The following is a 24997-nucleotide window of genomic DNA, read 5'->3' as shown; positions in this document are numbered from 1 at the left end:
AAGACCTTCTTATAGACTTAAGTCTATGAACGAGCTCAAACCCGCTGCCCCCGTTATGGGGGGCGGCGGGTTTTTGCGTATCCGGCTGGACCTTTCGTACGACGGCGGCCCGTTCAGCGGCTGGGCCCTGCAGCCTGGACGGCGCACCGTCCAGGGCGTCCTGGAGGAAGCCCTCGCCCTGCTGATCCGGCGTCCCGTACGGGTCACGGTGGCCGGCCGCACCGACGCCGGCGTGCATGCCCGCGGACAGGTGGTGCACCTGGACCTGAGCGAGGCGGAATGGCAGGGGTTGAACCGGGGCGCCGAGCTCGACCCTGCGGCCGCACTGCTCCGGCGGCTCCGAGGCGCCCTGAGCCGGGGACTGGGCGAGCTCAGCGGCGCGATCGAGGTGCACCGGGTCGCCCTCGCCCCGGAAGGCTTCGACGCGCGGTTCTCCGCACTGTGGCGGCGCTACAGCTACCGGATCGCAGACGGGGCGGCCCTCTGGGACCCGCTGGGGCGGTACTCCACGCTATGGCACAAGGAGCGGCTGGACACCGGCCTGCTGAACGAGGGTGCGTCCCGGTTGCTGGGCCTGCAGGACTTCCGCTCTTACTGCAAGCCGCGCGAAGGCGCCACCACCATCCGGGAACTGCAGCGATTCGAATTCACCCGCGGCACCGACGGCGTCATCGTCGCCACCGTCCAGGCAGACGCCTTCTGCCACAACATGGTCCGCTCGCTCGTGGGATCGGTGCTCTACGTCGGGGCCGGTCTGGAGGAGCCGGGCTGGCTGTATGAGCGGCTGGTCGCCCGTCAGCGGGATGCCCGGTCCGTCCTGGCCGCCCCGCATCCGCTGGTACTTGAAGAGGTGGCGTACCCCTCTGCGAGCGGGCTGCTGGCGCGGGCCGAACTGACGCGCGCCCGGCGCTCGTAAAGACCCCGCGGACTTTCCCCACCTTTGCCGGCACCGAACCTTGGCGCGGCGGCGGTTCGGCGTAACACGCCGTCCGGCGGCGCCAAAGTCGGGGAGATTCCGGCCCAGCCTAGAAGGCGGCCGGCGCTCCGTCGGCCGGCAGGTCCACGGTGAAGGTGCTTCCGCAGCCGGGCAGAGTGCTGCACGAGATGGAGCCGCCGTGGCCCTCGACGATCGCTTTGGTGATGGACAGGCCCAGCCCGGCCCCCGGGATGGCACCGTCCCGCACCGCCGGGCTCCGGAAGAACCGGGTGAAGACCCTTTCGGCGTCGGCGGCGGTCATGCCGATGCCGCTGTCCTCCACCCGCAGAAGCACCCGGCCGCCGTCCGCGCGGGCCGAGACCGTTACGGCTCCGCCGTCGGGGGAGTACTTGATCGCGTTGGAGACGAGGTTGTCTAGGGCCTGCCCGATCCGCAGCGGGTCCACGTGCGCCCACAGCGGCGCCGGCACGTCCATTGCCAAGGACACCCGGGAGGACTGTGCGTGGGCCTGCGCGGAGCCAAGCGTCGCCTCCACCAGGCCGGCCAGGTCCGTCCTGCGCGGGTGGACCTGGACGGCGGAGCTGGCGGACATCAGCAGGTCGGAGACGAGGGCGAGGAGGCGCTCGGCGTTACGCTGTGCCACCTCGATCCGGCGCAGCACCGGCAGGGACAGCTCCTCACCAAGGACCAGGTCCAGGTTGCCGATAATCGAGGTCAACGGGGTGCGGAACTCGTGCGATACCGTCGCGACGACGTCTTCCTTGGCGGCGAGGGCGTTGACCAGCCCGGTCACCTCGTTGTACACGACGACGGCGCCGCGGAAGCCGCCGTCGTCGTCCCGCAGCGGCCGTGCGCCGGTGGACACCACCCGGCTGCCGGGTGCTTCCCCGAAGCAGACCAGGTGGTCCGCGAAGGACTCGCCCTTCAGCGCCCGGCGGAGCGGGCGCCGGCCGGGCGGGAGCGGGGTGGACTGATCCCGGCCGGTCAGCAGCAGCTGCTCTTCCCACTCCGGATCGGCCGGTGTTGCACCGGTGGGCGCCGCGGACGCTTCCAGCCGGGCCTGCCAGCTGTTCGTGAGCAGCCGACGGCCGTCGGCCCCGATCGCGACGATGCCGACGTCGATGGTGTCCAGGATGGCATTGAGCAGCCGTTCGCGCTCCCGGCTTTCTGCGAGCAGGGCCTGCAATTCGGCCTCCGTGGCGTCGACCTTGCGCTGCTGGCGCCGCAACTGCGCCCGGGCGAGCTGCATGGCCAGCGAGACCGCCAGGGTCACCAGTGCCAGCAGCACCACGGTGGCGATGCGGCCGGCACCGTCGCCGGCGCCAGCGGCGAAGTACCAGGGCAGTCCCGCCAGCAGCGGCCCCAGGAAACTGGCGGCGACAATGAAGGCGGGGGAGAGCCGCGAGGCTGAAATCCAGACCACGGGAAGCACGGACAGCACCCCCAGCCCCGGCAGCTCCTCCGCGGCGGCCACCCGGCTGAGTCCGATGGCGGCCAGGTCCAGGACCGGGATGGCCAGCGGCGCCAGCGGCCCCAGCCGGTGCCACGGCACGAGGAGGCAGGCCAGCAGGACGGCGGCGTGCAGCGCGAGGGCGGCCTGGCCCCAGGGGCAGGCCCAATGAAGGTGCCAGGCTTCCGGTGCGGCGGCCACGGCGGCGGCGAGCAGCAGGGTCACGGGCAACTGGGCGGCCAGCACCCGGGCGCGCGGCGCCAGGGCGCCAAAGCGGCGGTCCATGCCCGCGCCGAGGATCAGCCGCCGTTCACCCAATGACTAGCGCCCCTTCCTCGCATCTGGAGTTTACATTGCTGTCACACATACTTGACTACAAACATATTACGGTTGCCCGTGTTACTGAGCCGGAGACCGAAATCGGGTCCCGGGATGGGTATTGTGGCAGGACATGCGTACGCCGCGTCCTCGGGACGCGGTTTGGGCGTCCGGGGCATCAGCCCCGGTTTTGTAGCGGCGGCCGCGGTGAGCAACCACCGGCCGGCGGACCAGCATCGGATGTGAGGGTGGCATGACTGACCTTGGGGTGGCCGTCGTTGTTGAGGACGATGCGGATGTTCGCAACCTTGTGGAGGCGGTGCTCCGGCAAGCCGGCTTCGAGGTGCATTCGGCGGCCGAGGGCCGGGAAGGGGTCGAGGTCGTCCGGCGCCGCGACGCCAGTGTGGTCACGCTGGACGTGGGCCTTCCCGATATCGACGGTTACGAGGTGCTGCGCCGGATCCGGCAGTTCAGCGACGCGTACATCGTCATGCTGACCGCCCGGACCGATGAACTCGACACGCTGACCGCGCTCCACACCGGCGCCGACGACTTCCTGACCAAGCCGTTCCGGCCCCGTGAACTGCGGGCCCGGGTGGCCGCGATGATGCGCCGGCCGCGGCAGGACGGCCAGGGCGCGTCGGGCCCGGCGGCTGCGCGCCCGGACGGCGCCGTCGCCGTTCCGGACAACGTCCTGCGCCACAACGGGCTGGCCCTGAATCCTGACATGCGTTCGGTGACCGTCGACGGCGATCCGCTCGCCCTCACTCGCAGCGAGTTCGACCTGCTGCACGCGCTCCTTCGCGGCGCCGGTGCGGTGAAGTCCAAGACCGAGCTGGTGCGGGTGGTACGTGGGGAGTACTACCGGGCCGACGCCTACATCAGCGAGTCCGATGAGCGGGCCGTTGAAGTGCACATCGGGAACCTGCGGCGGAAACTCCGGGAGGACCCGGTGCAGCCGCGCTGGCTCCAGACGGTGCGCGGAGTGGGCTACCGGCTGGCGCCCGAGCGCTCCCAGCACGCCGGGCGCTTCTAGCGCTCCCAGAGGATGTAGCTGAACTGGAGTTCGTTTACGGTTTCACTGCCGCGGGCGGCGAGTTCGTCCAAGAGCGATGTGGCATGCGCCAGGTCCCCGCCCCGGATCGCTGCTTCGAGTTCGGCGGCGAGTTTGGCCAGGCGCAGGCCGCCGACCATCGACGAGGAGGTCTTGAGGCTCAGGACGGCGTCGAGCGCGGCCGCCGGGTCGCGGCGGTCCAGGGCGCCGGCAAGGGCCTGGTACCGCTGGTCCCACATCTGCGCGTAGTCCCGGGCGAAGCCCTTGGCGACGGCGGGACTGTTCAGCTGCTCGCCCAGGTCCTGCAGGGCGGCGGGGTCCACGAGCGGAGCGGCGTCGGGATACGGCGCCAACAGTTCGGCGCCTCCTGCCGGGGCATCGGCGGCGGGCAGGGGGCCCGCGTTTCCCTCGTCGGGGCAGGCAGCTAAAAGAGACATGGCACTACGGTACTAGCTGTCCGGACCGGCGCCGGAGTCGGCAGGGTATCCTGCGGAAACCTTGTGGCTATCCTTGTGCCGCCTTTGTGCCGAACGTTTCGCGGGGCGATTTACCGCATTCCGGAGCGGACGCTGCGGCCTGTTTGGCTGCTGCTTACTGGCCGCTGAACGTCGCGATGGCGTTGATCACGGCGGGACCCAGGATAGCGATGAAGAGCACCGGAAAGATGAAGAACAGCAGCGGGAAGAGGATAGTGACGGGCAACTTCATGGCCTTCTCCTCGGCCCGCTGGCGCCGTTTGACGCGCATCACCTTGGCTTGGATCCTGAGCACCCGGCTGATCGCAATGCCGTAGGTGTCGGCCTGCACCACGGCCTGGACGAAGCTGCGCAGCTCCGGGATGTTGGTCCGTGCCGCCAGCGCCTGGTAGGCCTCCCGCCGGCTGCGCCCCACCTGCATGTCCTGCAGGGTGCGGACCAGCTCCTCGGCCAGCGGACCTTTGCCGTTTTCGCCGGCCCGGGCCATCGCCCCTTCGAACCCCAGGCCGGCCTCAACCGAGATCAGCATCTGGTCCAGGGTGTTGGCCAGCTCCAGCTGCATGATCTTCTGGCGCTCCTGGCCTTTGCTGTACAGCAGCAGGTCCGGGATGAAGTAGCCCAGGAGCATCACGAACAAGCCCACCAGTTTCAGCAGGGGCGCCGGCGTGCTGGCCAGCCACAGGCCGAGGACCGCCCCGAGCAGTCCCAGCAGCGGTTTGGCGGCGAGCACCCGTCCGAGCGGGAGCGAGGCCGGGCGGCCGGCCAGGGACAGCAGCCGGTCGAGTTTTCTCACATAGCCCGCGGGCGTCAGCCGGTGGCCGATGCGCTCCAGCAGGGCCGTGTCCTTCGGGGCGGCGGACTCGGCCGGTCCGGTTCCCAGCGAGAGGATTTCCCGGATGGCCCGCTGGGATTGGCGGTCAACGGAAAGGAAGGACCACGCCAGGTAGGAGACCGGGAGGCAGATCAGCAGGACGGCGCTCAGGACCAGGGGGCTCATCGGCCGCTCAGAACTTCAGGTCGATGATCTTGCGCATCCACAGACCACCGATCGTCATCAGGATCACGGAGGCCGCGATCATGCCCCAGCCCAGCGGGTTGGTGAACATCACGTTCATGTAGCCGGGATTGACCAGCATCAGCATCACCACGATGCCCACCGGCATGGCCATCAGGATGTAGGCGGAGAACTTGCCCTCCGCCGCGAGGGACTTGATGTGGCCCTTGATCTCGCTGCGCTCGCGGATCGTCTCGTTCACCTGGTCCAGCACCTCGGCGAGGTTGCCGCCCACCTCGCGGTTGATCTGGATGGCCTGGGCAATCCAGACAAAATCCTCATTCCGCATCCGCTCGGCGGTGTCGTTAAGCGAGGCCAGCAGGTCGCGGCCGAGGGACGTTTCGGTGATGACGCGGCGCATTTCCTCCGCCGTCGGGCTTTGCGATTCGCTGCCGGCAGCGTCGATGGCGCGCAGGATACTGTGTCCGGCGCGCAGGCCGCCGGACAGCAGCTGCAGGGTGTCACCGAGCTGGTCGTCGAACTTGGCGCGGCGTTTGCCGGTCAGGACGGTGATGACCAGGTGCCCGGCTACCGGGGCGAGCAGGACCAGCAGGAGGGCAAGTAGGAGGCCGCCGACGACGAAACCGGCCAGGGCGCCGACGAACGCGCCGACCGCGAGCAGGACGTAGAAGTCGCCCTGGCCCATGCGCAGTCCCGCTTGTTCCAGCGCGTCGCGGTTGAAGAGCCGGACTTTGCGCTGCGCGAAGAAGCCGTCGGCGAGGTTGACCGCGGACCCGGCGAACCGGCTGAGCGAGGAGTCCGGGGCGGCCTGGACCGGCCGCCGTCGGTCCAGTGGGACGCGTGCCGCCCCGGGCGAGAGGACGGCCACGGCCAGCAGCAGGAGGGCAGCGATCAGGAAGGCGACGCCGACAGTCAGTGTCATGGCCGGCTCACGCCTTCCCGGCCGCGGCCAGGGGAGCCGCGAAGACGTTGGGGGAAACGTAGATGCCCATGTCCTCGAAGCGGTCGATGAAGCGGGGCCGGATCCCGGTCGCCACCGGCTTGCCGAGGAAACGGCCGTGCGCGTCCACGCCGGCGGAGTAGTCGAAGACGAAGGCGTCCTGGAGGGTGACGATGTCCCCCTCCATGCCCTGCACCTCGGTCACGTGGGTGATTCGCCGGGTGCCGTCACGCAACCGGGAGATCTGCACGATCAGGTTCACGGCGGAGGCAATCTGCTCGCGGATGGCCCGCAGCGGCAAGTCCATGCCGGCCATCAGCACCAGCGTCTCAAGGCGGGCGACGGCGTCGCGCGGCGAGTTCGAGTGCACCGTGGAAAGCGAGCCGTCGTGGCCGGTGTTCATAGCCTGGAGCATGTCGAGGGACTCGCCGCCGCGGACCTCGCCCACCACGATCCGGTCCGGCCGCATACGCAGGGAGTTGCGCAGCAGGTCGCGGATGGTGACCTCGCCCTTGCCTTCGGTGTTCGGCGGCCGGCTTTCGAGGCGGACCACGTGTTCCTGCTGGATCTGGAGTTCCACCGCGTCCTCGATGGTGACGATCCGCTCGTCGTGCGGCAGGAAGGAGGACAGGACGTTGAGCAGCGTGGTCTTGCCGGTGCCGGTGCCGCCGGAAACGATGATGTTCAGCTTGGCCCGGACACAGGCGTTCAGCAGTTCCGCCATCTCGGGGGTCAGGGTGCCGAAGTCGATCAGGTTCCGCACCGTCAGCGGTACCTTGCTGAACTTTCGAATGGTCAGCGAGGACCCGCCGACGGCCAGCGGGGGGATGACGGCGTTGACGCGGGAGCCGTCTTCGAGCCGTGCGTCCACGAGCGGAGAGGACTCGTCGATCCGGCGGCCCACCTTGGAGACGATACGTTCGATCACCTTGCGCAAGTGGTCCTCGGAGCTGAAGCGCGAGTCGGTCAGGGTGAGCTGGCCCTTGCGTTCCACGTAGATCTGGTCCATCCGGTTGACCATGATCTCGGTGACCGCGGGGTCATCCAGCAGCCGCTGGAGCGGGCCGTAGCCGAGCACGTCATCCGCGACGTCCCGGACCAGCCGGGTGCGCTCCTCGGTGGACAGCGGCACCTGTTCGGCGTCGATGATGCGGGTCAGTTCATCGCGCGCGGTGGCGCGCAGTTCCTCTTCCTTGACCGCCGAATCGCTGAAGCGGGTGCCCATCCGTTCGAACAGGGCGGTGGCTGCCCGCTCCTTGAGCGCGGCGAACGCGTCCACCGGCTGCTGGCCTTTGGCGCGCGCCGTGTCGGGATGTTCCGCAAACGACGGCGCGGCTGCCGCGGCGAGGCGCGACGGCTCGGGGCGTGCCGGTTCAACGCGGGGGGACAGGCGGGGCGGGCTGGCCACCGGGGCGGCCGTCGGCGCCACCGCAGCCGGCTGCTTCGGCGCTGCCGGCTGTGCGTGCGGGCCGGCTTCCGCCGCGGAGAGTCGCTCGGAGAGTTTCATTTAAACCACCACCCTGCGGTGCAGTTTCTTCTGGGCCGTGGCGCGCCAGGCCGGGTCGAAGCGTGTCACCAGTTGCCGCAGGCCCTTCACAGCCGGGTCCTTGCGCCCGTCCTGCAGGACCGGGATCCCGCGGTTCGTGGAGTAGGCCACCGCCTTGGAACGCGGAATGCTCACGTCCACCGGCGCGCCGATGGTGGCTTCGACGTCCTGGACGCTGAGCCCGGACTTGGAGTCCGCCATGTTCAGGACCACGTGCCGGGTTTCCGGAAGCAGGTCCAGCCGGCGCAGGATTTCCAGCCCCGAGCGGAGGCCGCGGATGCTGGGGACGTCCATGGCACTGACCCAGACGACGTCGGTGCACTGCTCCATCGCGGCCAGGCCCACCTCCGGCAAACCCGGGGCCGTATCCACGACGACGTACTGGAACTGCTCGGCGAGTTGTTCGATCAACCGGCTGACCTGCTGGGGCGTGATGTCATCGGCCTCCACCGGCGTACGGGGCGCGCAGAGGGCATAGATGCTGCTGGGATGGACCGTGAGGAAGGCCTTGAGGACCAGCGAGTCCTGGCTGGCCGAGGCGGAGACCGCGTCGGTGACGGTGTGCTCCGGGTTCAGGTACAGGCCGGAGGCCACGTCGCCGAATTGCAGGTCCAGGTCCACGATGACAACGCCCATGGGGGCCACCTGGCCCAGCCCGATGGCGATATTCGTGGCGATGGTGGTTTTGCCGACGCCGCCCTTGGGGGAGAAGACGCCGATCACCAGGCCCCGGGGCTTGCTGTCCGGCTGCTGCACGGCTGTGGCCCGGGTCCGACTGGCGTACGACTGGCAGGCACGCTCCAGCAGCACCCGGATCTGGGCCGGGTCCGAGGCGGGGCTGAGGATGTCCCGGATCCCGGCACGCATAGCCAGCAGCACAAACTCCGGCTCGGGTTCGCCCACCAGGATCACGCTCAGCTCGGGAAGCTGCACGTCAAACACCGTGGCGAGCCGCAGCGCGTCTTCAATCGGAACGTCGGGTCCGAGGATCAGCACCTCGGGACGCTCCTGGTTGAGGTTGGCGAACAGTTCACCGGGATTGGCCGGGTTGACGAACGCGAAAGTCTGGACGCCGCCCGGCAGCCCGCCCGCCACGGCCTGGCGGACGCGCGCATCGAAGTCAGTGTTTGGGGTGATCAAAACGAAGCGGCTCACTTGTAGACCTCCGTTCCCTGCATTGCGCCTTGTCCGCTTTCCTTTGCGTCGAGCGGTTCCTTGCTCAACCAGAGGGTCGCAAATTCGGCGGCGTAGACGATCTTTGACGCGTTGACATCGTTGACTGCAACCGTGAGGAGCAAAGCGCCGGTGGGCAGCGAAGTGTCCTCCACCGGGGCGTCGGGAGCGCCGGTGGCGTTGGGCTGCGGGCTGGGAGTGGCGACGGGGGCGCGCTGCACTGCCGTGATCAGGACTTTGTGGATGGCTAGCTGGGTGGTCTCCTTGTCGGGCTTGGCCTCGAGTCCGCCTTTTTTCTGCGAAATGAAGATGCCGATGTGATCGCCGGGTGCCAGCCGCCCGCCGACGACCCTCTGCGGCTCGAGCTGGAAGGAAACCTCCTGGAGTCCCTTTGGTACTTTCACTGATCCACTGGCCTGGAGCGCTTCCGTTTCGACCAACCGCTCTGCCACGAGCTGCTCACCCGGCAAGAGCTCCACGGCTGTCACCTTCCCGGCCAAGCCGTCCAGGTTCTTCAGCGCTGTTTTGGAGACAGCCTTGCCCGGGAGCTCCTGGCTGGTGACAAAGGCACGCAGCGTCTCCACGGGGGTGCCGGCGGGAATGGCCTTTTGCACCACCATCACGGAGACCGGCTCCAGGTTCTGCACGGCGCGGGTGTCGGCGCCCTGGGCGTAGCTGACGACGAGGATGGCGCCGACGATGGCCAGCACGACGGCGGCCAGTCCTGCCAATAAGCGTGACTTCAAAAACTGCTCCTGAACCGGTGAGGGACTGCGGGTGTACTGGGTTACTTCGTGAGGCGGACTACGGTGGCTCCACTGGAATCGACCGGGCCGAGCGTGAAGCCGTCCGCCAGCGAGACATATTTGATGAAACTGCCGATGATGCCACGGCAGTTGCCGTCGCACGCCACGGCCGCGGGGACCGTGGGGGCCGTGTTCTGGAAGGTGTCGGGGAGGGTGCTGTTGCCGCTGAACTTCCAGCCTTTGACCTTGAACGCGGCAAAGGACTTGAGGCTGTAGACGGCGCCGCTGCCGGTACCGGTGACGCGGTCAAAAACCGGGAGCAGGACCACTACCTCCTTGCCGGCGGTAAGGTCAGAGGCCCAACGATTCAAGGTGGCCGCGCAAACCGACGGGGAGCTGTTTCCCGGGTCGCTGCCGCTCTCCGCCAAAGCAAGGTCGATCAGCCCGCCGCACACCCCGGGGTCGCTGACCAACCAGCCGAAGCCGCCCTCGACGGCTGCCCCGGAGGGGCCGTAGTTGCAGTCCGGGTTGGCGTTGCTGCCGTGGTTCTGCAGCAACTGCAGGGTGCCGTCGACGTGGCCCTGGACTTGGCAGATCGAGAAGGTAACGGGAAACGCCGTCGGACCCTTCACCGGGCTGCCCCACGTGACGGCGGATGTCGCCGAGACCTCGGCGGAGGTGTAGCCCAGAGCGCGCGCGAAAAACAAGGACACCCGGTTCGGCTCCTTGCCGGGCTCCTGGGCCGCGGCGGCGACGGTGACCGTGCGGTTGACCTTGTCCAGGAGCAGGGACTGGATGTTGCTGGCACCGTCGCCGGCGTTGCCGTTGGCGAGGCCCCGCGCCAGCGTGGACGTGGCCGAGCATTGGGCGTCGTTGATGTCCTTGGCGCACTTTTGCGCTACAGCCAGGGCAGCGGCGTCGGAGCCGTTACGCAGCTGCGTCCGCTCGGCATACAGCATGCCGACGTCGACGGCGAGGGCCGCGAAACCGAGCAGCGTCACCATCAGGACCGCAACCATAATGGCAATCCCGCCGCGCTCGCGGTCCGCTGCGGCTACCCGAGTGCTTATCCGCCGCACAGCATGACTCCTTTGCCTTCCATCGGGAACGGACCGGCGATGCCGGTCATGGTGGAGAGGGTGTAGGTGATCTTGACCGTCACCTGCGCACCGGAGGTGCAAGGGGTGGGGCTGATCGTGATGTTGGAGTCGGCTAAGGCGGGCCTCAGCCCGGTGGTGGCGTTCTTGACCGCAGTGCGCGCCGCGGAAGCACTGTTGTTGATGGCCATCACCCGCACGCCCTCACGGGCGGCGCTGGAGAGTGAAATCTGCACGTTGTAGGCGCGGCCGAATTCCATGATTCCCAGCAGCATCATCACCAGGACCGGGGCGAGGAGGGCGAACTCGACCGCAACGGCGCCCCGTTCGTTTGTCTTGGACATGGGGGACCGCCTTCCTGGGAAGTTGCCTGATACGACTGTGTGGTGGCGGCTTAGTGCCGCCACCACACAGTCAGGGGCCAATGTGCTGTGACTAGGCCTAGGGGCTTACGCGCAAGTCCCGTCTGCCCCGGCTGCGCCGTCGGTCCAAGTCTGGCCGGACACCTGGCACTGCACCTTGTCGAAGGTGTTGCTCAAGGTGCCGCCGAGCAGCGTTACTGCGACGATGATCACGACGGCGATGAGCGAGACCATGATGCCGTATTCGACGGCGGTGGCGCCGCGCTGGTCGCGGCGAAGGCGGGTTGCGATGTTGGAGAAGTAGGAACGCATTGGTGACTCCTGAGCGAGTTGGGCGGCTGGCCCTGCACCAGCACTGAGAGGAACTTAGCAAGCGCCGACACGCCGTCAATCGGAGTTTGGAACATCCTGTGCCAAGACTTCCCAAATTGCACATTTCCTGTACTTTCACTGCGCGGATCCTGCGCCGGGAGCTGCGGAATACGGCCGGGCACGCAAGAGGACCCCCTTGGCTCTGGGTACCAAGGGGGTCCGGTCTATGGGTGGCCCGAAGAGGGGCCACGAGGTTACTTGTTGGTGAAAACCTCCATGATGCTCATGACCGTGGGCCCCAACACCACGATGAAGAGCGTGGGGAGGATTGAGAAGATCAGCGGGAAGAGCATCTTGACCGGCATCTTCATGGCGTGCTCTTCCGCCCGCTGGCGCCTCTTGACCCGCATGTCCTTCGCCTGAGAGTTAAGTACACTTGCGATGGCGATGCCATAGGCGTCGGCCTGCACCACGGCCCGTACGAAGGACCGAAGATCCGGGACATCCACCCGCTGGGCCATGGCCAGGTATGCGTCCTTACGGGAGCGGCCCACCTGGATGTCCTGCAGGGTCCTGATCAGTTCCTCGGCGAGCGGACCCTTGCCGTTCTGGCCTGCGCGGGCCATGGCGGTTTCGAAACCGAGACCGGCCTGGACCGAGATCAGCATCTGGTCCAGGGTGTCAGGTAGTTCGAGCTTGATCTTTTCGCGCCGCTTCTGGGCGTTGCTACGGATCAGAATGTCGGGGACGAAGTAGGCCAGCGCAGTCATGGCCACCATCAGAAGAACGTTGACCACGGTGGGACTTCCGGCAACGAGGAAGATCCCCATGACGGCCCCAGCCAGGGCCAGCAGGGGCTTGACCATGATGACGCGGGCCAGGGGCCAGTCCTTGGGCCTGCCGGCGCCGGCTAGCTGCTTGTCCAGCCACGCAGTGTAGCCCTTCGGGGTGGCCTTCCGGCTCAGGGCCGCCAATTGGCCGGTGGCGGAGAGCGCAGAACCGGCGGCCTGCGGGCCGCGGCCAAGGTTGGACTGGATGTTTCGAAGGCCCCCCCGGTCTCCGGTGAAAGCAAGCCAAGTCATGATCGAGAGCGGGGCGATGACCGCCAAGATGGCTGCGTAGGCAATAGTTTGCACAGTTCACTCCCTACTTCTCAGAACTTCGGTTTAATGAGTCGGCTGAGCCAGAAGCCGCCAAGTGACAGCAGAACCACTGAGGCGAGGATCATCAGATATCCGGGAATCGTGGTCAAGAAGACCTTCGAGTAGGTCGGGTTGAAGAGCGTTAGCCCAATGAACATCACGATCGGCAGGGCCATCAGGACCATGGCGGACATCCGGCCTTCCGCGCTGAGGGCTCTGACTTGGCCCCGGATCTGGTTGCGGTCGCGGATGGTGTCGCCGACGTGGTCCAGGACCTGGGCGAGGTCGCCGCCGACCTCCCGGTGGATCTCGATGGCTCTGGTGATCGAGGCGAAGTCCTCGTTATCAGTACGCCTGGCAACATCCCCGAGCGCTTCACCGAGATCACGACCGATCCGGGTTTCGTTCACCACCCGGTTGAGCTCCTCTTTCATCGGGGCCTCATTCTCCTCGGCGGCGGCGTCAACCGAGCGGAGCAGGCTGTGGCCGGCGCGGAGACCGCCCGCCAGCATCTGAAGTGAATCGGGCACCTGCTCATCGAACTTCTTGTGCCGCCGGGAGATAAGGATGTTAAGGAGCAGGATGAGGCCAGTTGGCGTCAGCAGCAGCAGGAGCGCGGCGAGGAAGGGCCCGGCCAGAAGGAAGCCAAGCACGACGGCCACGAAAGTGATGGCCCCGGCCATCAGCAGGTAGTCGCCTGGTTGGTTTTTCAAGCCAGCGCCGTCGAGCTTCTCGCGCCCCAGCAGCCCGGAGCCGCGGCTGCGGAGGCCTCGGTTGAGCGTGTGCACGGCGTGATCCGTGAGCCGTGAGAGGTTTGACGAGTGAACGGCTGCATCGTCGGGACGACGCCGCGACAGCGGCACGATATTTGGTTTGAAGACGACGGCGACCATCGTTGCCAACGCCGCGTAGGCCAGGACGAGACCGGCGATAAAAACAAGAGGAGACTGGTCCGGCACGTTTACCGCCCCCTGACAGGCACGGCGCCGAAGACCGCTGGCGAAATCGGGATTCCGAGCTCGGCGAAGCGGTCCGTGAAGCGGGGCCGCACACCGGTGGGTATGGGCTTGCCGAGGAACCGGCCGCTGGCGTCGATGCCGGCAGAGTAGTCGAAGACAAAGGCATCTTGCAGCGTGACGATATCGCCCTCCATGCCCTGGACCTCCGTGATGTGCGTGACGCGCCGCGAACCATCGCGGAGGCGGGAGATATGCACGATCAGGTTTACCGCCGAAGCCACCTGTTCGCGGACGGCCCGTAGCGGCAGATCCATGCCGGCCATTAGCACCAAGGTTTCCAGCCGGGCAATGGCATCCCGTGGCGAGTTCGCGTGCACCGTGGAGATAGAGCCGTCGTGGCCGGTGTTCATGGCTTGCAGCATGTCCAGGCACTCGCCGCCGCGGACCTCTCCCACCACAATGCGGTCAGGCCGCATTCGCAGCGAGTTACGGACCAGATCGCGGATGGAGATTTCGCCTTTGCCCTCGATGTTCTGTGGGCGGCTCTCCAGCCGGACCACGTGGTCCTGCTGCAATTGCAGCTCCACGGCGTCCTCGATGGTGACGATCCGGTCCGAGCTCGGAATGAACGAGGAGAGCACATTCAGCAGCGTAGTTTTGCCGGTGCCGGTGCCGCCGGAAACGATAATGTTTAGCCGGGCAAGGACACAGGCCCGCAACAGCTCCGCCATTTCAGGCGACAGGCTGCCCATCGAGATCAGGTCGTGGACGGTCAGGGGATCCCGGCCGAATTTCCGGATGGTAAGCGCCGGTCCGTTGACGGCTAGCGGCGGGATGATGGCGTTGACGCGGGATCCGTCCGACAGCCGGGCATCAACCAACGGGGACGATTCGTCGATCCGGCGTCCCACATTGGAGACGATCCTCTCGATGACCCGTCGCAGGGCGTCGTCCGAGCTGAACTTGGCGTCAGTCAGCTGCAGCTGCCCCTGGCGCTCGACGTAGATCTGGTCGAAGCGGTTGACCATGACCTCTGCCACCGTGGGATCGTCCAGGTACCGCTGAATGGGGCCGTGGCCGAGTACGTCGTCGATGATCTCCCGGATCAGCCGCTGCCGCTCGACCGAGGTGAGCGGGATCTGCTCCTCATCCACGACAGCCTTAAGCTCATCCTTGACTGACTGGTGGAGTTCCGATTCATCGATGGAGGAATCGGTGATGCGAGACCCGAGCCGTTCGAAGAGGGCCTGGCTGGCCCGTTCCTTGAGCGCGTTGAGCGCCTCGCTGGCAACGGTTGCAGTCTGCTGGAGCTCAGCGAACCCCGGCTGCGACTCGGCCGCCGTCTTGGCCTCAAGGATTCGCCCCAAAGTCGCCGGCGGGGCGTGGGAAGCGAAGACGTCGACGGCGGCCTTCTCCTCCGGCGCGGCGGGCAGCGTGCCCCCACGTAGTTGCTGGAATCGGTCCGTGAGGCTCACTGGAATACCGCCCTTCTGTGAAGTTGCTTGTGCGGCCTGGCTTCCCACTCCGGCTTGAAACGGTCCACCAATTGACGGAGGCCCTTGAGGGTGGCGTCGCGGCTGCCGTCCTGCAGTACGGGGACGCCCTTGTTCGTGGAGAACGGGAGGGTACGGGAGCGTGGCAATACCACGTCCACGGGCACTCCGATGGTGGCTTCAACGTCTTTGAGTGACAGCCCCGCCCGGCGGTCGGCCATGTTGAGCACGATGTGGCGGTGGGCCGGCACCAGGTTCAGTTCCTCCAGGATGTGGAACCCGGTTCGCAGGCCCCGGATGCTGGGGACGTCCATGCCGCAGATCCATACTGCATCCGTGGCTTGTTCCAGTGTGGCTAGGACGTGTTCGCCGAGGCCCGGCGCGGTGTCCACGACCACGTACCGGAACTCCTGCCGCAACTGCTCCAGCAGGTGGGAAACGTGCGCCGCGCTAATGCGGTCCATCTCCACGGGCGTCCGGGGGGCACACAACGCGTAGATGCCCGCCGGATGGACCGTGAGATAGGTCTTCAGCACCATGGAGTCTTGGCTGGCCGCCCCCATCACCGCATCGGTGATGGTGAATTCCGGATCGAGCAGGAGCCCGCTGGCTACGTCGCCGAACTGGAGGTCAAGATCCACTATGACCACACTCATGGGCGCAGCTTTCCCCAGACCCACCGCGAGGTTGGTAGCCACCGTCGTCTTACCCACGCCACCCTTGGGTGACATCACCGCGATGACACGCCCGGAGCCGTGGTCGGCATGCTCGGTGGCCTGCGGTCCGAGTCCTCGGCGGCGGCCGGCAGCGGCGAGGCTGGCTCGCTCCAACATCACCCGTATGGTGTCGGGGTCGGCTCCGGGATCCAACAGGTCTCGAACGCCGGCGCGCATCGCCTGGACGACGGTCTCCGGGGCGGCAGTGACCGCCAGGATCACGCTGATTTCCGGATACTGGAGGTCGACCACGGCCGCTAATTTCAACGCGTCGGCCACGGGGACGCCGGGACCGAGGATGAGGACCTCGGGCGGGTCACCGACCATTTGACGCATGATGTCCGCGGGCCCTTCGGGAAGGTAGTCAGCTTTGAACACATGGAGTCCGCCGTGCATTCCGCCGATAGCCAGGCGGACCAGACGTTCGAAATCGGTGTTTGGCGTGATCAGGACGAAGCGGCTCATCGGAACAACCTCGACGAATCCACGTAGCTGGCGCCCGCTTCGGAGGCGCCATTGGGCTCCTTGGACAGGTAGACCTTGCCGAACTCCGCCGCGAAAACGATCCGTTCGGCGTCAGCGGCATTCCGGGCGATCGTGATCAGGTAGGTTCGGTCGCTTGGCACTTTGGTGGTGCTGCTACTCGACGTCGACGCTGCCTGGGTGGTCCCGGCGGCGCCGGCAGATTGCGCCGTCTGCGCGGCAGCGCCATCGCTGAACTGCGCAGCGGTGACGAGTACCTTGTGGAAGCCCAGTTGCGTTTTGCTCACTTTCTGCCCGTTGGTGCCGGCGGTTGCGGATTCCAGCGACAGGAAGATGCCAACAGTGTCGCCGGCAGTCACCTTGCCGCCGGCAACGCGTTCGATGGGCAGTTTCAGGGTGATTTCCTGAAGCCCGGCCGGAACTTGGACCCGGGACGGACCGAGGAAAGCTTGCTCGTCCACCATTCGGCTTGAGAGGAGCTGTTCGCCTGGCACGAGTGCCACCGCTGTGACTTTCGAGCCGAGTGAGGCGAGGTTCGTCACATTGTTGCTGGCCAGTGCCGCCTTCGGTACTTCCTTCCTGGTCACCGAGGAGGAGACCTTGTCGGCAGGTGTGCCGGCCGGAATGGCCTCCTGCACGATGTAGACACTTTCCGTTTCGGTTCCGGCCATGGCGCGTTTATCTGCATTTTGAACATATGAGACGAGTAAGACTGTTCCAATAACTGCCACAAGTAATGCGGCGATGCCCCCCAGCAGGCGTGCTTTCATTTTAACCCCTTAGAAAATTACCTATTTAATTAACTTGATATTCACAGTGCCTAGATCCGCACCTGTACCAGGTGCTTCTCCTACGGCATCAATCGATTCAAATCTCACAAATTGCCCGATAATGCCCCGGCAGTTTCCGGTGCAAGCATTGGCCGGATCTCCAACCCAGGGCATCGTCGCCCGGAAGACCTCAGGCGTTCCGCCGCCGGAGAAGGCCCAGCCGATGATGTTGAAAGTCGCGTAGCCCCGGATGTGGAACCAGCCGCCGTGGCCGGTGCCGCCGGCGTCGTCGTAGACCGGAAACGTGCCTTCCACCGTGCCTCCGGCCAGGATGGTGTTCCGCCAGGCGGTGACGGTCGCTGTGCAGGTGTTGGGGAAGTCGGCGCCGGTGTCGGTATCTGCAATGTCGCCGGCGTCGGTGGTAGCCACGCAGGTGCCGCTTTCATCCAGCCAGCCAAAGCCGCCGGGAATAACATGCCCCGAGGTGGAAGTGCACGTCCCGCTGTCGGGCTTGTACTTGATCAACTGGATATCACCGGTTTCCTCGGCGCCGGAAAGGTCGTACTGACAATCAGAGATTGCCAGTGGAAAGGCGGTGGCGCCGCCCGGCGGGGCGAAGGATGCCGTGGCCCGCGCCCCGACCGTCACGGGAGGGGCGTTGAGTGCACGTGCGAACATTTGCGTGAGGAACCCCGCGCCGCTGGCACCGTTGCGGGTGGAAGTTGCCACGGTGACCTGGTTGGGTACCGAGAGATCTACTTCGGCAATGTTGGTCGCGCCGTCGTTGGAGTTTGGACCGCTCAGCTCGGCGGCCCAGGACGTCGCCTCGGCGACGGTGCATCCGCCGCCTGCATGGCACCGCTGTGCCGCTGCCATGGCGCCGGCATCCGCGGCGTTCTGCAGTTGTGCGCGTTCGGCGTAGATCTGGCCGACGTCCACGGCCATCGCGCCGGCGCCGATCAGGACCAGCATCATCACCGCCACCAAGACGCCGACCGCACCGCGTTCCTTCTCGATTGGCTGGCCTAGCCGCCGCATCTCATTGCTCCTTCGCCCTCGAGCCTGAGGTTTGCGCCGAGCAGCCCGGTCAAGGCGGCGGCTGTGTAGGTGACGGTGACGGCCGCATTTCCGGGACCCCCGTCGCAGACGCTCGTGAAGTTGAAACCGAAGGATCCGGCGTTGAGCCCTGGCGCCCCGGCTATTCCGGCGGCCCGGGCTGCGGTGGCGTCATGCTCAACGGCCATTGTCCGGGCCGCCTCGCGAGCGGCCTGGGTTACCGAAATCTGCAGATTGTACAAGTACGAGAATTCGACGATTCCGCCGACCAGGAGCAGCAGGATGGGTGCCACCAGGCCAAATTCGACGGCGACGGCCCCCCGCTCGCGTTTTTCAACGCCCCTGCCGGGCGCCTTCGCGCCCGCGACGGGCGTCTTTGACTTGCTGCGCTTCATTGGATCCCCCCAGGGATAGATGCAGCTGAAGTTGGAAAGAAATGTGCCGCGTCCGCGATACACGGACGCGGCACACTGGGTGATGCAGAACCAGTTACCGGGAGACCTGTCCGGCAGTGGTGGTCGGGTGGCGGACTACGGAGCGACCCAGCTGTTGACTTCGGCGCTCATCTCGCCGAACCAGCCGCTCAGCGCCGTGCCGAACGCGGTGGTTGCGATGATGATGCCGAAGGCGATGAAGGCAACGAGCAGCGAGTATTCCGTCGCGGTCGCGCCCTTTTCGGATTCCAGCCGGTCCTTGACGCCGGCGATGAAAGAAAGCATTGAGACCATGAGACCAGTCATTTTAAAAGTCCTTTTCCGGAGAGTTCGAATTGTTTTACGAAGCTCCAGCAAATCCCCTTTTGCTATCTGGTGGGGCTTCGATGGGACAACATTTGCACGGCGATTAACGGCGCTGCAATGGCTCCGACTACTCGACTTCTGCGGACGAAATGAGGGGTTTACTTATGGCCCCCGGAGGGGTGTACTCAGTTTTTTCGTACAACTCGGCGGCAACTACTTGTTTTGATAAGTCCGCTTACTGGTTCCCCCGCAAATGGTGCGGGGGGAGGGGACTACGCCGAGAGCAGGGTGGTGATCAGGGCAGCGGCCAGCATGGAGGGCCCGAAGGCGACTTCCTTGGGCTTGTTTCCGCGGTTTTTCAGCACGAGGGCCAGGGCGGCCAGGCCGCCGGCCACGAAGCCCAGCGCTCCGCCGTAGAACAAGGGGCTCCAGCCTAGGTAGCCTAAGTACAGGCCGAGCGGAGCCGCGAGCTTAACATCGCCCATTCCGAGGCTTCTGGGGCTGATGAGAGCCAAGATGAAGTAGAAAAAGAAGAGAATGACGGCGCCGGCGAGGGCGCGGACCAGCTCTTCCCACCCTCCAAGTGCCACCGAAGCGGCCGTAAGCAGCACGATGCCGGCTCCCAGCAGTGGCATCACCAGCCGGTTCGGCAGCAAATGGTGGACAATATCGATTCGCGCCAGCTGGATGCCAATAATCGCTAAAACAATAAATGCCGGCAGTTCCGGAGCCGGACCGAACCGCCACGCCAGCAGCGTGCACAGCGCTGAGGCGGCAGCCGCCGTCGTTAGCTTCTGCGCACGAGTGGGGCGGCCTGCCAGGTGCGGCACGGTGTGTCCCACCACGACGTCGCCCAGCAGCCCGAGGCACAGCCCGGCGGCGGCCGTTCCCGCGAGGAACAGCAGCGGCGCGGAGCCGGCAAAGGCAGGATCAGGCACGGGACCTCCAGGAACGCGGCGGACAGGAAATGAACGGCAAGCTGGGCGGCATGCCGCCGGACACCCCATTTTGACCCACGCCCCCGGCTTCCGCTATTCTTGGTAGTCGTTGTGCGTGTCCTATCTCGATGATGCGTGCCCGCTTGAGAATCCGGTTGCAGGATAGCTACTCAACGTGCACATTCGAGACCACAGGATGACTGGTTACATGGAGCCCTCACCTCTGTTCCGGTAGCGCATAGATAGTAGGCGCACCTCCGCGTGACGCCTAAAACAAGAACGCCAGAACAAGAACGAGGCAAACACCGTGCGTACGTACACCCCGAAGCCCGGCGATATCAACCGCCAGTGGCACGTCATTGACGCCACAGACGTTGTCCTTGGTCGTCTCGCCAGCCAGACCGCAATCCTGCTGCGCGGCAAGCACAAGGCCACCTTTGCGTCCCACATGGACATGGGCGACTTCGTCATCATCATCAACGCTGAAAAGGTTGCCCTCACCGGCGCCAAGCTGGAGCAGAAGCGCGCATACCGCCACTCCGGCTACCCGGGCGGCCTGACCAGCGTCAACTACGCGGAGCTGCTGGAGTCCAACCCGGTCCGCGCCGTGGAGAAGGCCATCAAGGGCATGCTCCCGAAGAACTCCCTCGCTGCACAGCAGCTGGGCAAGCTGAAGGTTTACCGCGGTGCCGAGCACCCGCACGCCGCCCAGCAGCCCAAGACTTTCGAAATCACCCAGGTCGCCCAGTAGTCCTGGCCACCAAACAACTTATTAATACAAGGAGAACCGTGGCTCAGAACGAAGAGACCACCGAAGCCGTTGAGGCTGAGGAAAACCTGACCAGCTACACCTCGGAGAGCGGTGCTGCCGACGCAGCCGCTCCGAAGAAGGAACGTCCGGCACTGACCGTCGCCGGCGCAGCTGTTGGCCGCCGCAAGGAAGCCGTCGCACGCGTTCGCGTTGTGCCGGGCTCCGGCAAGTGGACCATCAACGGCCGCGAGCTGTCGAACTACTTCCCGAACAAGCTGCACCAGCAGGACGTCAACGAGCCCTTCAAGATCCTCGATCTCGAAGGCGCCTACGACGTCATCGCCCGCATCCACGGCGGTGGCCCCTCCGGCCAGGCCGGCGCGCTGCGCCTCGGCATCGCCCGTTCGCTGAACGAGATCGACATCGACAACAACCGCGCCACGCTGAAGAAGGCCGGCTACCTTACCCGTGACGCCCGCGTCATCGAGCGTAAGAAGGCTGGTCTCAAGAAGGCTCGCAAGGCCCAGCAGTACTCCAAGCGCTAAACAGCGCCTTCCCAAGCTGTGGCCGCGACTGTGGCCGCTGGTTGGAACCGGAAGCCCGTCCCGCATTCTGCGGGGCGGGTTTCCGTCGTTTAACAGGCGTGCGACGGTCCGGGACGGGGACCCGGCGCCTCATCGACTAAACTGGGGCACGATGTCTAGATTATTTGGAACAGATGGTGTCCGGGGCCTGGCTAACGGCCTACTGACCGCAGAGCTGGCGCTGCAACTGGCGCAGGCCGCCGCAGTGGTGCTTGGCCACGACCGCAACACCAACGGCAACCGGCCGCGCGCCGTCGTCGCCCGCGATCCGCGGGCCAGCGGCGAGTTCCTCGCCGCCGCCGTGGAGGCCGGCCTCTCCAGCTCGGGAATCGACGTCTACGACGCCGGCGTGTTGCCGACGCCCGCAGCGGCGTACCTCGTGGCCGACCTCGACGCCGACTTCGGCGTGATGATCTCCGCCTCCCACAACCCCGCCCCGGACAACGGCATCAAGTTCTTCGCCCGCGGCGGCCAGAAGCTTCCCGACGAGGTCGAGGATGCGATCGAGGCGCAGCTGGCCAAGGAGCCCCAGCGGCCGGTCGGCGGCGATGTGGGTCGTATCCAGCGGTTCTCCGACGCGGAGGACCGCTACATCGTGCACCTGCTTGGCACCCTGCCGCACCGGCTGGACGGCCTCAAGGTGGTGCTGGATTGCGCCCACGGCGCGGCCAGCGGCTGCTCGCCCCAGGTCTTCAAGACCGCCGGCGCCGACCTGGTGGTCATCGGGGCGGACCCGGACGGAATCAATATCAACGACGGGGTCGGGTCGACCCATCTCGGCCCGCTCAAGCAGGCCGTCCTGGACCACGGGGCTGACCTGGGCATCGCCCACGACGGCGACGCCGACCGCTGCCTGGCCGTGGACCACGAAGGCAACGAGGTGGACGGTGACGAAATCATGGCCATCCTTGCTGTGGCCCTCAAAGCCTCCGGCAAGCTCAAGGACGACGTCCTCGTTGCCACCGTGATGTCCAACCTCGGCCTGAAGATCGCCCTGCGCGAGGCGGGCATCACCCTCCGCGAGACCGGGGTGGGGGACCGCTACGTGCTGGAAGGAATGCGCGAGGGCGGCTTCAACCTTGGCGGCGAGCAGTCCGGCCACGTGATCTTCGCCGACTACGCCACCACCGGCGACGGAGTGCTTACCGGCCTCCAGCTGGCCGCGCAGGTGGCGCTCACCGGCCGCCCGCTCAAGGAGCTGGCCGCGGTGATGACCAAGCTCCCGCAGGTGCTGATCAACGTCAAGGGCGTCGACCGGACCCGGGTCAAGGGTGACGCGGCCGTGGCCGCGGCGGTAGCCCGCGCCGAGGCGCAGCTGGGCGACACCGGCAGGGTGCTGCTGCGCCCGTCCGGGACCGAACCCGTGGTCCGCGTGATGGTGGAAGCCGCCGACCAGCAGACGGCGCAGGACATTGCCGAAAGCCTGGCCGACGTGGTCCGGACCGAGCTGGCCCTGGCCCTCGTCGCCGACTGACGGCTAAGACCCGAAGATCCAAAAGCTGTGGCCCGCCTCCGTCAGGAAGCGGGCCACAGTGCGTTGGTTTGCGGGAGCTAGCGGGTGGTGCGGGTCAGGGCGTCGCGGATCTCGGTGAGCAGTGCGAGCTGCGGGTCTTCGGCAGCCTCGTCCTTGACTCCGGCGTTGATGCCCAGCCTGCGGTTGCGGCGTTCGATCATGTGGTTCATCGGCATGACAACCACAAAGTAGATCGCGGCGGCAATCAGCAGGAAGTTGACGATCGCGGTCAGGAGGACGCCGAATTCGATGGCGTTGCCGTTCAGGTCCACCTTCGCGAAGCTGTCGAAGTTTGGCGACCCCACCAGGCCGGCAATGAACGGCATGAGCACCTTGTTCACGAGGGCAGTGACGACCGAACCAAAGGCGGTTCCGATCACGACGGCGACAGCAAGGTCAATGACGTTGCCCTTCATGATGAAGTTCTTGAATCCAGTCAGCATGGACTCCACGCTAGCGCGGGACCCTCGTACTCAGCGGTAGGCCGGCGCGGCTTCCAGGCCGAAATACTCCTCGAGGGTGGCGATGCCCCGCCGGTGCATGTCGCCGGCGGTCTCGACGCCCACATAGCGGAGGTGCCACGGCTCGTAGAAGTAGCCGGTGACCGGGTGCTCCATCCAGGGGTAGCGGACGATGAAACCATAGCGGTGCGCGTTGGCCTTGACCCACACTGCGGCCGGCTGCTGGGCAAAGCACGGCTGGAAGCTGCACGCCCCGCCGCCGTCGCCGATGTCGAAGGACCAGCCCGTCTGATGCTCCGAGTAACCCGGCCGGGCGGAGGCGGTATCCGCCTCGGCGCGCCCCCGCGACGACACGTAGCCGTTGTAGGTGGCCATCTGGGTGGCGTAGGAGCGGTAGCCGCTCGCCAGGGTCAGTACGACGCCGGCCGCCGCCGCGCCCGCGAACATCCGCTGGGCCGCCGCCGCCGTCGTGCGGTTCAGCAGCGCCGCCTCACCGGACACTGCCAGCCTGACGGCAGGCTGGACCAGGTCCGCCGGAACGAACGTCGCGGGGGAGAGCGGCCGGTGTTTGTTCACCACTACCCACGGGCTCGCAGGATCCGTCAGGGAATACTTCCGACCCGGCGCGGTCGACGCCGGCGCAGTCCTCGACGGCGAAGCCGTGGGCGGCGGAGTGGCCGTGACCGTGCTGGTGGGCGCCGACGTCGGAGGGGCGGGAGCGGCAGTGGCCGTGGGCGGCGCGGAAGCGGACGTGGCCGTCCCGGACAGGCCGTCAGTTGGCACAGCCGTGCCGGAGGCCGACTGAGGAGTCTTGCTGCCCGGGCTGCAGCCTGCCACGGCGGCCAGGACGGCCAGGGCCGTCCCGGCGGCAAGGAAGCGCCCGACCGTCCGCCGGCTCGGTGATTCCGGGCCCGGCACCCCGCCGGGGAAGTTCTGGCACACCTGTGCTACACCTTGCGCAGCAGCATGCGGCGGATGGAGTGGTCGGCGTCCTTGGTCAGCACCAGCTGGGCCCGGCCGCGGGTGGGGAGGACGTTTTCCTCCAGGTTCGGCTCGTTGATGCGCTTCCAGATCTCGCGGGCGGTCTGCTCGGCCTCCGAATCGGAAAGCGTCGCGTAGCGGTGGAAGTAGGATTCCGGCTGCGCGAAGGCAGTGGTGCGCAGCTTGCGGAACCGGTCCACGTACCACTCCTCGATATAGGAGGTCTTGGCGTCCACGTAGATGGAAAAGTCGAAGAAGTCACTCAGCGCCAGGCCCTGCCGGCCGTCGTGCCGCGGGCGGGCCGGGGCCAGCACGTTCAGCCCCTCGACAATCAGTACGTCCGGGCGCCGGACCACCACTTCCTTGCCGGGCACAATGTCGTAGGTGACGTGCGAGTACCAGGGCGCCCGCACTTCCTCGGCGCCGCCCTTGACTTCGCTGACAAAGCGCAGCAGGGCGCGCCGGTCATAGGACTCCGGGAAGCCCTTGCGTTCCAGCAACTGCCGGCGCTTGAGCTCGGCGAGGGGATACAGGAACCCGTCGGTGGTGATCAGTTCGACGTTCGGCGTGCCGGGCCAGCGCCGCAGCATTTCGCGGAGCACGCGGGCGATGGTCGATTTGCCGACCGCGACGGAGCCGGCCACGCCGATCACGAAGGGGGTGCGCTGGGTTGTTTCACCCAGGAATGTGGTGGTGGCCGCATGGAGCTGGTTGGCGGCCTCGACATATAGGTGCAGCAGCCGGGACAGCGGGAGGTAGACCTCGCGGACTTCCTTCATGTCGAGGGGGTCGCCCAGTCCCCGGAGGCGGAGCACGTCCTCTTCGTTGAGGGGCTGCTCCATCTGGGCAGCGAGCCGGGACCAGGTCTGCCGGTCCAGCTCAACGAACGGGGAGACGCCCTCGCCGTTCGCGTCGTTGCGTTGCAAAGTCACCTTAGAGATTCTGCCCTTGAGAAGGCCCAGAGCGAAATGGACACCCCCGCAG

Annotated in this window: 28 protein-coding genes; 6 read left to right on the top strand and 22 right to left on the bottom strand. The window is 66.5% G+C overall.

What is annotated here, in order from left to right; genetic code table 11:
• Positions 1-25 precede the first annotated feature (25 nt).
• Positions 26-916 carry a tRNA pseudouridine synthase A gene (locus AC1MBE_RS05450; protein WP_479781383.1) on the top strand — a complete coding sequence of 297 codons (891 nt, stop codon included), beginning with the start codon at positions 26-28 and terminating at the stop codon, positions 914-916.
• Between the two features lie 109 nt (positions 917-1025).
• Here AC1MBE_RS05450 and AC1MBE_RS05445 read toward each other — a convergent pair whose 3' ends face one another.
• Complete coding sequence (locus AC1MBE_RS05445) at positions 1026-2705, bottom strand: sensor histidine kinase (RefSeq protein WP_479781381.1); 1680 nt, start codon at positions 2703-2705, stop codon at positions 1026-1028.
• A gap of 253 nt (positions 2706-2958) precedes the next feature.
• Here AC1MBE_RS05445 and AC1MBE_RS05440 point away from each other — a divergent pair, with 253 nt between their 5' ends.
• Positions 2959-3741, top strand: a complete 783-nt coding sequence (locus AC1MBE_RS05440; RefSeq protein WP_479781379.1) for a response regulator transcription factor — start codon at positions 2959-2961, stop codon at positions 3739-3741.
• On the opposite strand, the gene AC1MBE_RS05435 is transcribed toward AC1MBE_RS05440, so the two are convergent.
• The 18 genes from AC1MBE_RS05435 to AC1MBE_RS05350 all read right to left on the bottom strand — a co-directional run bounded on the left by AC1MBE_RS05435 (position 3738) and on the right by AC1MBE_RS05350 (position 19723).
• The gene (locus AC1MBE_RS05435; RefSeq protein WP_479781377.1) at positions 3738-4196 is read right to left on the bottom strand and encodes an Hpt domain-containing protein; all 459 of its coding nucleotides are present in this window, start codon (positions 4194-4196) and stop codon (positions 3738-3740) included. The two genes, AC1MBE_RS05440 and AC1MBE_RS05435, sit on opposite strands and share 4 nt — an antisense overlap.
• 154 nt (positions 4197-4350) lie before the next feature.
• Positions 4351-5232, bottom strand: a complete 882-nt coding sequence (locus AC1MBE_RS05430) for a type II secretion system F family protein (protein WP_479781375.1) — start codon at positions 5230-5232, stop codon at positions 4351-4353.
• Between the two features lie 7 nt (positions 5233-5239).
• Positions 5240-6172, bottom strand: coding sequence for a type II secretion system F family protein (locus AC1MBE_RS05425; protein ID WP_479781373.1), 933 nt, complete (start codon positions 6170-6172; stop codon positions 5240-5242).
• Between the two features lie 7 nt (positions 6173-6179).
• The gene (locus AC1MBE_RS05420; protein ID WP_479781371.1) at positions 6180-7697 is read right to left on the bottom strand and encodes a TadA family conjugal transfer-associated ATPase; all 1518 of its coding nucleotides are present in this window, start codon (positions 7695-7697) and stop codon (positions 6180-6182) included.
• Positions 7698-8891, bottom strand: a complete 1194-nt coding sequence (locus AC1MBE_RS05415) for a CpaE/TadZ family protein (protein ID WP_479781369.1) — start codon at positions 8889-8891, stop codon at positions 7698-7700.
• The gene (cpaB, locus tag AC1MBE_RS05410) at positions 8888-9655 is read right to left on the bottom strand and encodes a Flp pilus assembly protein CpaB (RefSeq protein ID WP_479781367.1); all 768 of its coding nucleotides are present in this window, start codon (positions 9653-9655) and stop codon (positions 8888-8890) included. Before cpaB (AC1MBE_RS05410) ends, AC1MBE_RS05415 begins: the two co-directional genes overlap by 4 nt.
• Before the next feature lie 41 nt (positions 9656-9696).
• Complete coding sequence (locus tag AC1MBE_RS05405; protein WP_479781365.1) at positions 9697-10734, bottom strand: pilus assembly protein TadG-related protein; 1038 nt, start codon at positions 10732-10734, stop codon at positions 9697-9699.
• Positions 10722-11096, bottom strand: coding sequence for a TadE/TadG family type IV pilus assembly protein (locus AC1MBE_RS05400; RefSeq protein WP_346959859.1), 375 nt, complete (start codon positions 11094-11096; stop codon positions 10722-10724). The genes AC1MBE_RS05405 and AC1MBE_RS05400 overlap by 13 nt, the downstream gene beginning before the upstream one ends.
• A 105-nt stretch (positions 11097-11201) precedes the next feature.
• Positions 11202-11426, bottom strand: coding sequence for a Flp family type IVb pilin (locus tag AC1MBE_RS05395; RefSeq protein WP_479781363.1), 225 nt, complete (start codon positions 11424-11426; stop codon positions 11202-11204).
• A 254-nt stretch (positions 11427-11680) separates the two neighbouring features.
• Positions 11681-12562 (bottom strand): type II secretion system F family protein, encoded by an 882-nt coding sequence (locus tag AC1MBE_RS05390; RefSeq protein WP_479781361.1) that lies wholly within the window; start codon positions 12560-12562, stop codon positions 11681-11683.
• Positions 12563-12579: 17 nt separating this feature from the next.
• The gene (locus AC1MBE_RS05385) at positions 12580-13527 is read right to left on the bottom strand and encodes a type II secretion system F family protein (RefSeq protein WP_479781360.1); all 948 of its coding nucleotides are present in this window, start codon (positions 13525-13527) and stop codon (positions 12580-12582) included.
• 2 nt (positions 13528-13529) lie between these two features.
• On the bottom strand, positions 13530-15002 hold the full coding sequence (locus tag AC1MBE_RS05380) for a TadA family conjugal transfer-associated ATPase (RefSeq protein ID WP_479781358.1): 1473 nt from the start codon (positions 15000-15002) through the stop codon (positions 13530-13532).
• A complete protein-coding gene (locus tag AC1MBE_RS05375) occupies positions 14999-16201 on the bottom strand; it encodes a CpaE/TadZ family protein (protein ID WP_479781357.1) in 1203 nt (400 codons plus the stop codon). The genes AC1MBE_RS05380 and AC1MBE_RS05375 overlap by 4 nt, the downstream gene beginning before the upstream one ends.
• Complete coding sequence (gene cpaB, locus AC1MBE_RS05370; protein WP_479781355.1) at positions 16198-16989, bottom strand: Flp pilus assembly protein CpaB; 792 nt, start codon at positions 16987-16989, stop codon at positions 16198-16200. Before cpaB (AC1MBE_RS05370) ends, AC1MBE_RS05375 begins: the two co-directional genes overlap by 4 nt.
• A 21-nt stretch (positions 16990-17010) precedes the next feature.
• A complete protein-coding gene (locus AC1MBE_RS05365) occupies positions 17011-18027 on the bottom strand; it encodes a pilus assembly protein TadG-related protein (protein WP_479781353.1) in 1017 nt (338 codons plus the stop codon).
• Positions 18015-18440: a TadE/TadG family type IV pilus assembly protein gene (locus AC1MBE_RS05360; RefSeq protein ID WP_479781351.1), complete on the bottom strand. Its 426-nt coding sequence runs from the start codon at positions 18438-18440 to the stop codon at positions 18015-18017. The genes AC1MBE_RS05365 and AC1MBE_RS05360 overlap by 13 nt, the downstream gene beginning before the upstream one ends.
• A 135-nt stretch (positions 18441-18575) precedes the next feature.
• Complete coding sequence (locus AC1MBE_RS05355; protein ID WP_479781349.1) at positions 18576-18785, bottom strand: Flp family type IVb pilin; 210 nt, start codon at positions 18783-18785, stop codon at positions 18576-18578.
• A gap of 272 nt (positions 18786-19057) precedes the next feature.
• Positions 19058-19723 (bottom strand): prepilin peptidase, encoded by a 666-nt coding sequence (locus AC1MBE_RS05350; RefSeq protein ID WP_479781347.1) that lies wholly within the window; start codon positions 19721-19723, stop codon positions 19058-19060.
• A 307-nt stretch (positions 19724-20030) separates the two neighbouring features.
• Here AC1MBE_RS05350 and rplM point away from each other — a divergent pair, with 307 nt between their 5' ends.
• The 3 genes from rplM to glmM all read left to right on the top strand — a co-directional run bounded on the left by rplM (position 20031) and on the right by glmM (position 22532).
• Positions 20031-20474, top strand: coding sequence for a 50S ribosomal protein L13 (gene rplM, locus AC1MBE_RS05345; RefSeq protein ID WP_015937805.1), 444 nt, complete (start codon positions 20031-20033; stop codon positions 20472-20474).
• 38 nt (positions 20475-20512) lie between these two features.
• Positions 20513-21019, top strand: coding sequence for a 30S ribosomal protein S9 (gene rpsI / locus AC1MBE_RS05340; protein ID WP_479781345.1), 507 nt, complete (start codon positions 20513-20515; stop codon positions 21017-21019).
• Between the two features lie 151 nt (positions 21020-21170).
• The gene (glmM, locus tag AC1MBE_RS05335) at positions 21171-22532 is read left to right on the top strand and encodes a phosphoglucosamine mutase (RefSeq protein ID WP_479781343.1); all 1362 of its coding nucleotides are present in this window, start codon (positions 21171-21173) and stop codon (positions 22530-22532) included.
• Positions 22533-22609: 77 nt separating this feature from the next.
• Here the strand turns inward: glmM and mscL are convergent, their stop codons facing one another.
• Together mscL and AC1MBE_RS05325 are read right to left on the bottom strand one after the other, a co-directional pair.
• Positions 22610-23014 (bottom strand): large conductance mechanosensitive channel protein MscL, encoded by a 405-nt coding sequence (gene mscL / locus AC1MBE_RS05330; protein WP_479781341.1) that lies wholly within the window; start codon positions 23012-23014, stop codon positions 22610-22612.
• A gap of 30 nt (positions 23015-23044) precedes the next feature.
• On the bottom strand, positions 23045-23611 hold the full coding sequence (locus AC1MBE_RS05325) for a M15 family metallopeptidase (RefSeq protein WP_479781339.1): 567 nt from the start codon (positions 23609-23611) through the stop codon (positions 23045-23047).
• Here AC1MBE_RS05325 and AC1MBE_RS05320 point away from each other — a divergent pair.
• Positions 23601-23837: a hypothetical protein gene (locus tag AC1MBE_RS05320; protein ID WP_479781337.1), complete on the top strand. Its 237-nt coding sequence runs from the start codon at positions 23601-23603 to the stop codon at positions 23835-23837. The genes AC1MBE_RS05325 and AC1MBE_RS05320 overlap by 11 nt on opposite strands.
• Positions 23838-23979: 142 nt before the next feature.
• Here AC1MBE_RS05320 and coaA read toward each other — a convergent pair whose 3' ends face one another.
• Complete coding sequence (coaA, locus tag AC1MBE_RS05315) at positions 23980-24945, bottom strand: type I pantothenate kinase (protein ID WP_346959843.1); 966 nt, start codon at positions 24943-24945, stop codon at positions 23980-23982.
• Positions 24946-24997: the final 52 nt, after the last annotated feature.

Source organism: Arthrobacter sp. BG5 (assembly GCF_056680155.1).
Note: the sequence above shows the minus strand (reverse complement) of the source record. Positions and strands in the feature narration are given on the sequence as shown.

Excerpts from the sequence above, each read along its gene's own strand:
- mscL (WP_479781341.1), bottom strand. The coding sequence starts at position 23,014 with ATGCTGACTGGATTCAAGAACTTCATCATGAAGGGCAACGTCATTGAC.
- AC1MBE_RS05420 (WP_479781371.1), bottom strand. The coding sequence starts at position 7,697 with ATGAAACTCTCCGAGCGACTCTCCGCGGCGGAAGCCGGCCCGCACGCA.
- glmM (WP_479781343.1), top strand. The coding sequence starts at position 21,171 with ATGTCTAGATTATTTGGAACAGATGGTGTCCGGGGCCTGGCTAACGGC.
- AC1MBE_RS05395 (WP_479781363.1), bottom strand. The coding sequence starts at position 11,426 with ATGCGTTCCTACTTCTCCAACATCGCAACCCGCCTTCGCCGCGACCAG.
- AC1MBE_RS05430 (WP_479781375.1), bottom strand. The coding sequence starts at position 5,232 with ATGAGCCCCCTGGTCCTGAGCGCCGTCCTGCTGATCTGCCTCCCGGTC.
- cpaB (WP_479781355.1), bottom strand. The coding sequence starts at position 16,989 with ATGAAAGCACGCCTGCTGGGGGGCATCGCCGCATTACTTGTGGCAGTT.
- AC1MBE_RS05400 (WP_346959859.1), bottom strand. The coding sequence starts at position 11,096 with ATGTCCAAGACAAACGAACGGGGCGCCGTTGCGGTCGAGTTCGCCCTC.
- AC1MBE_RS05425 (WP_479781373.1), bottom strand. The coding sequence starts at position 6,172 with ATGACACTGACTGTCGGCGTCGCCTTCCTGATCGCTGCCCTCCTGCTG.
- AC1MBE_RS05365 (WP_479781353.1), bottom strand. The coding sequence starts at position 18,027 with ATGCGGCGGCTAGGCCAGCCAATCGAGAAGGAACGCGGTGCGGTCGGC.
- AC1MBE_RS05450 (WP_479781383.1), top strand. The coding sequence starts at position 26 with ATGAACGAGCTCAAACCCGCTGCCCCCGTTATGGGGGGCGGCGGGTTT.
- AC1MBE_RS05375 (WP_479781357.1), bottom strand. The coding sequence starts at position 16,201 with ATGAGCCGCTTCGTCCTGATCACGCCAAACACCGATTTCGAACGTCTG.
- AC1MBE_RS05360 (WP_479781351.1), bottom strand. The coding sequence starts at position 18,440 with ATGAAGCGCAGCAAGTCAAAGACGCCCGTCGCGGGCGCGAAGGCGCCC.
- AC1MBE_RS05435 (WP_479781377.1), bottom strand. The coding sequence starts at position 4,196 with ATGTCTCTTTTAGCTGCCTGCCCCGACGAGGGAAACGCGGGCCCCCTG.
- AC1MBE_RS05355 (WP_479781349.1), bottom strand. The coding sequence starts at position 18,785 with ATGACTGGTCTCATGGTCTCAATGCTTTCTTTCATCGCCGGCGTCAAG.
- AC1MBE_RS05440 (WP_479781379.1), top strand. The coding sequence starts at position 2,959 with ATGACTGACCTTGGGGTGGCCGTCGTTGTTGAGGACGATGCGGATGTT.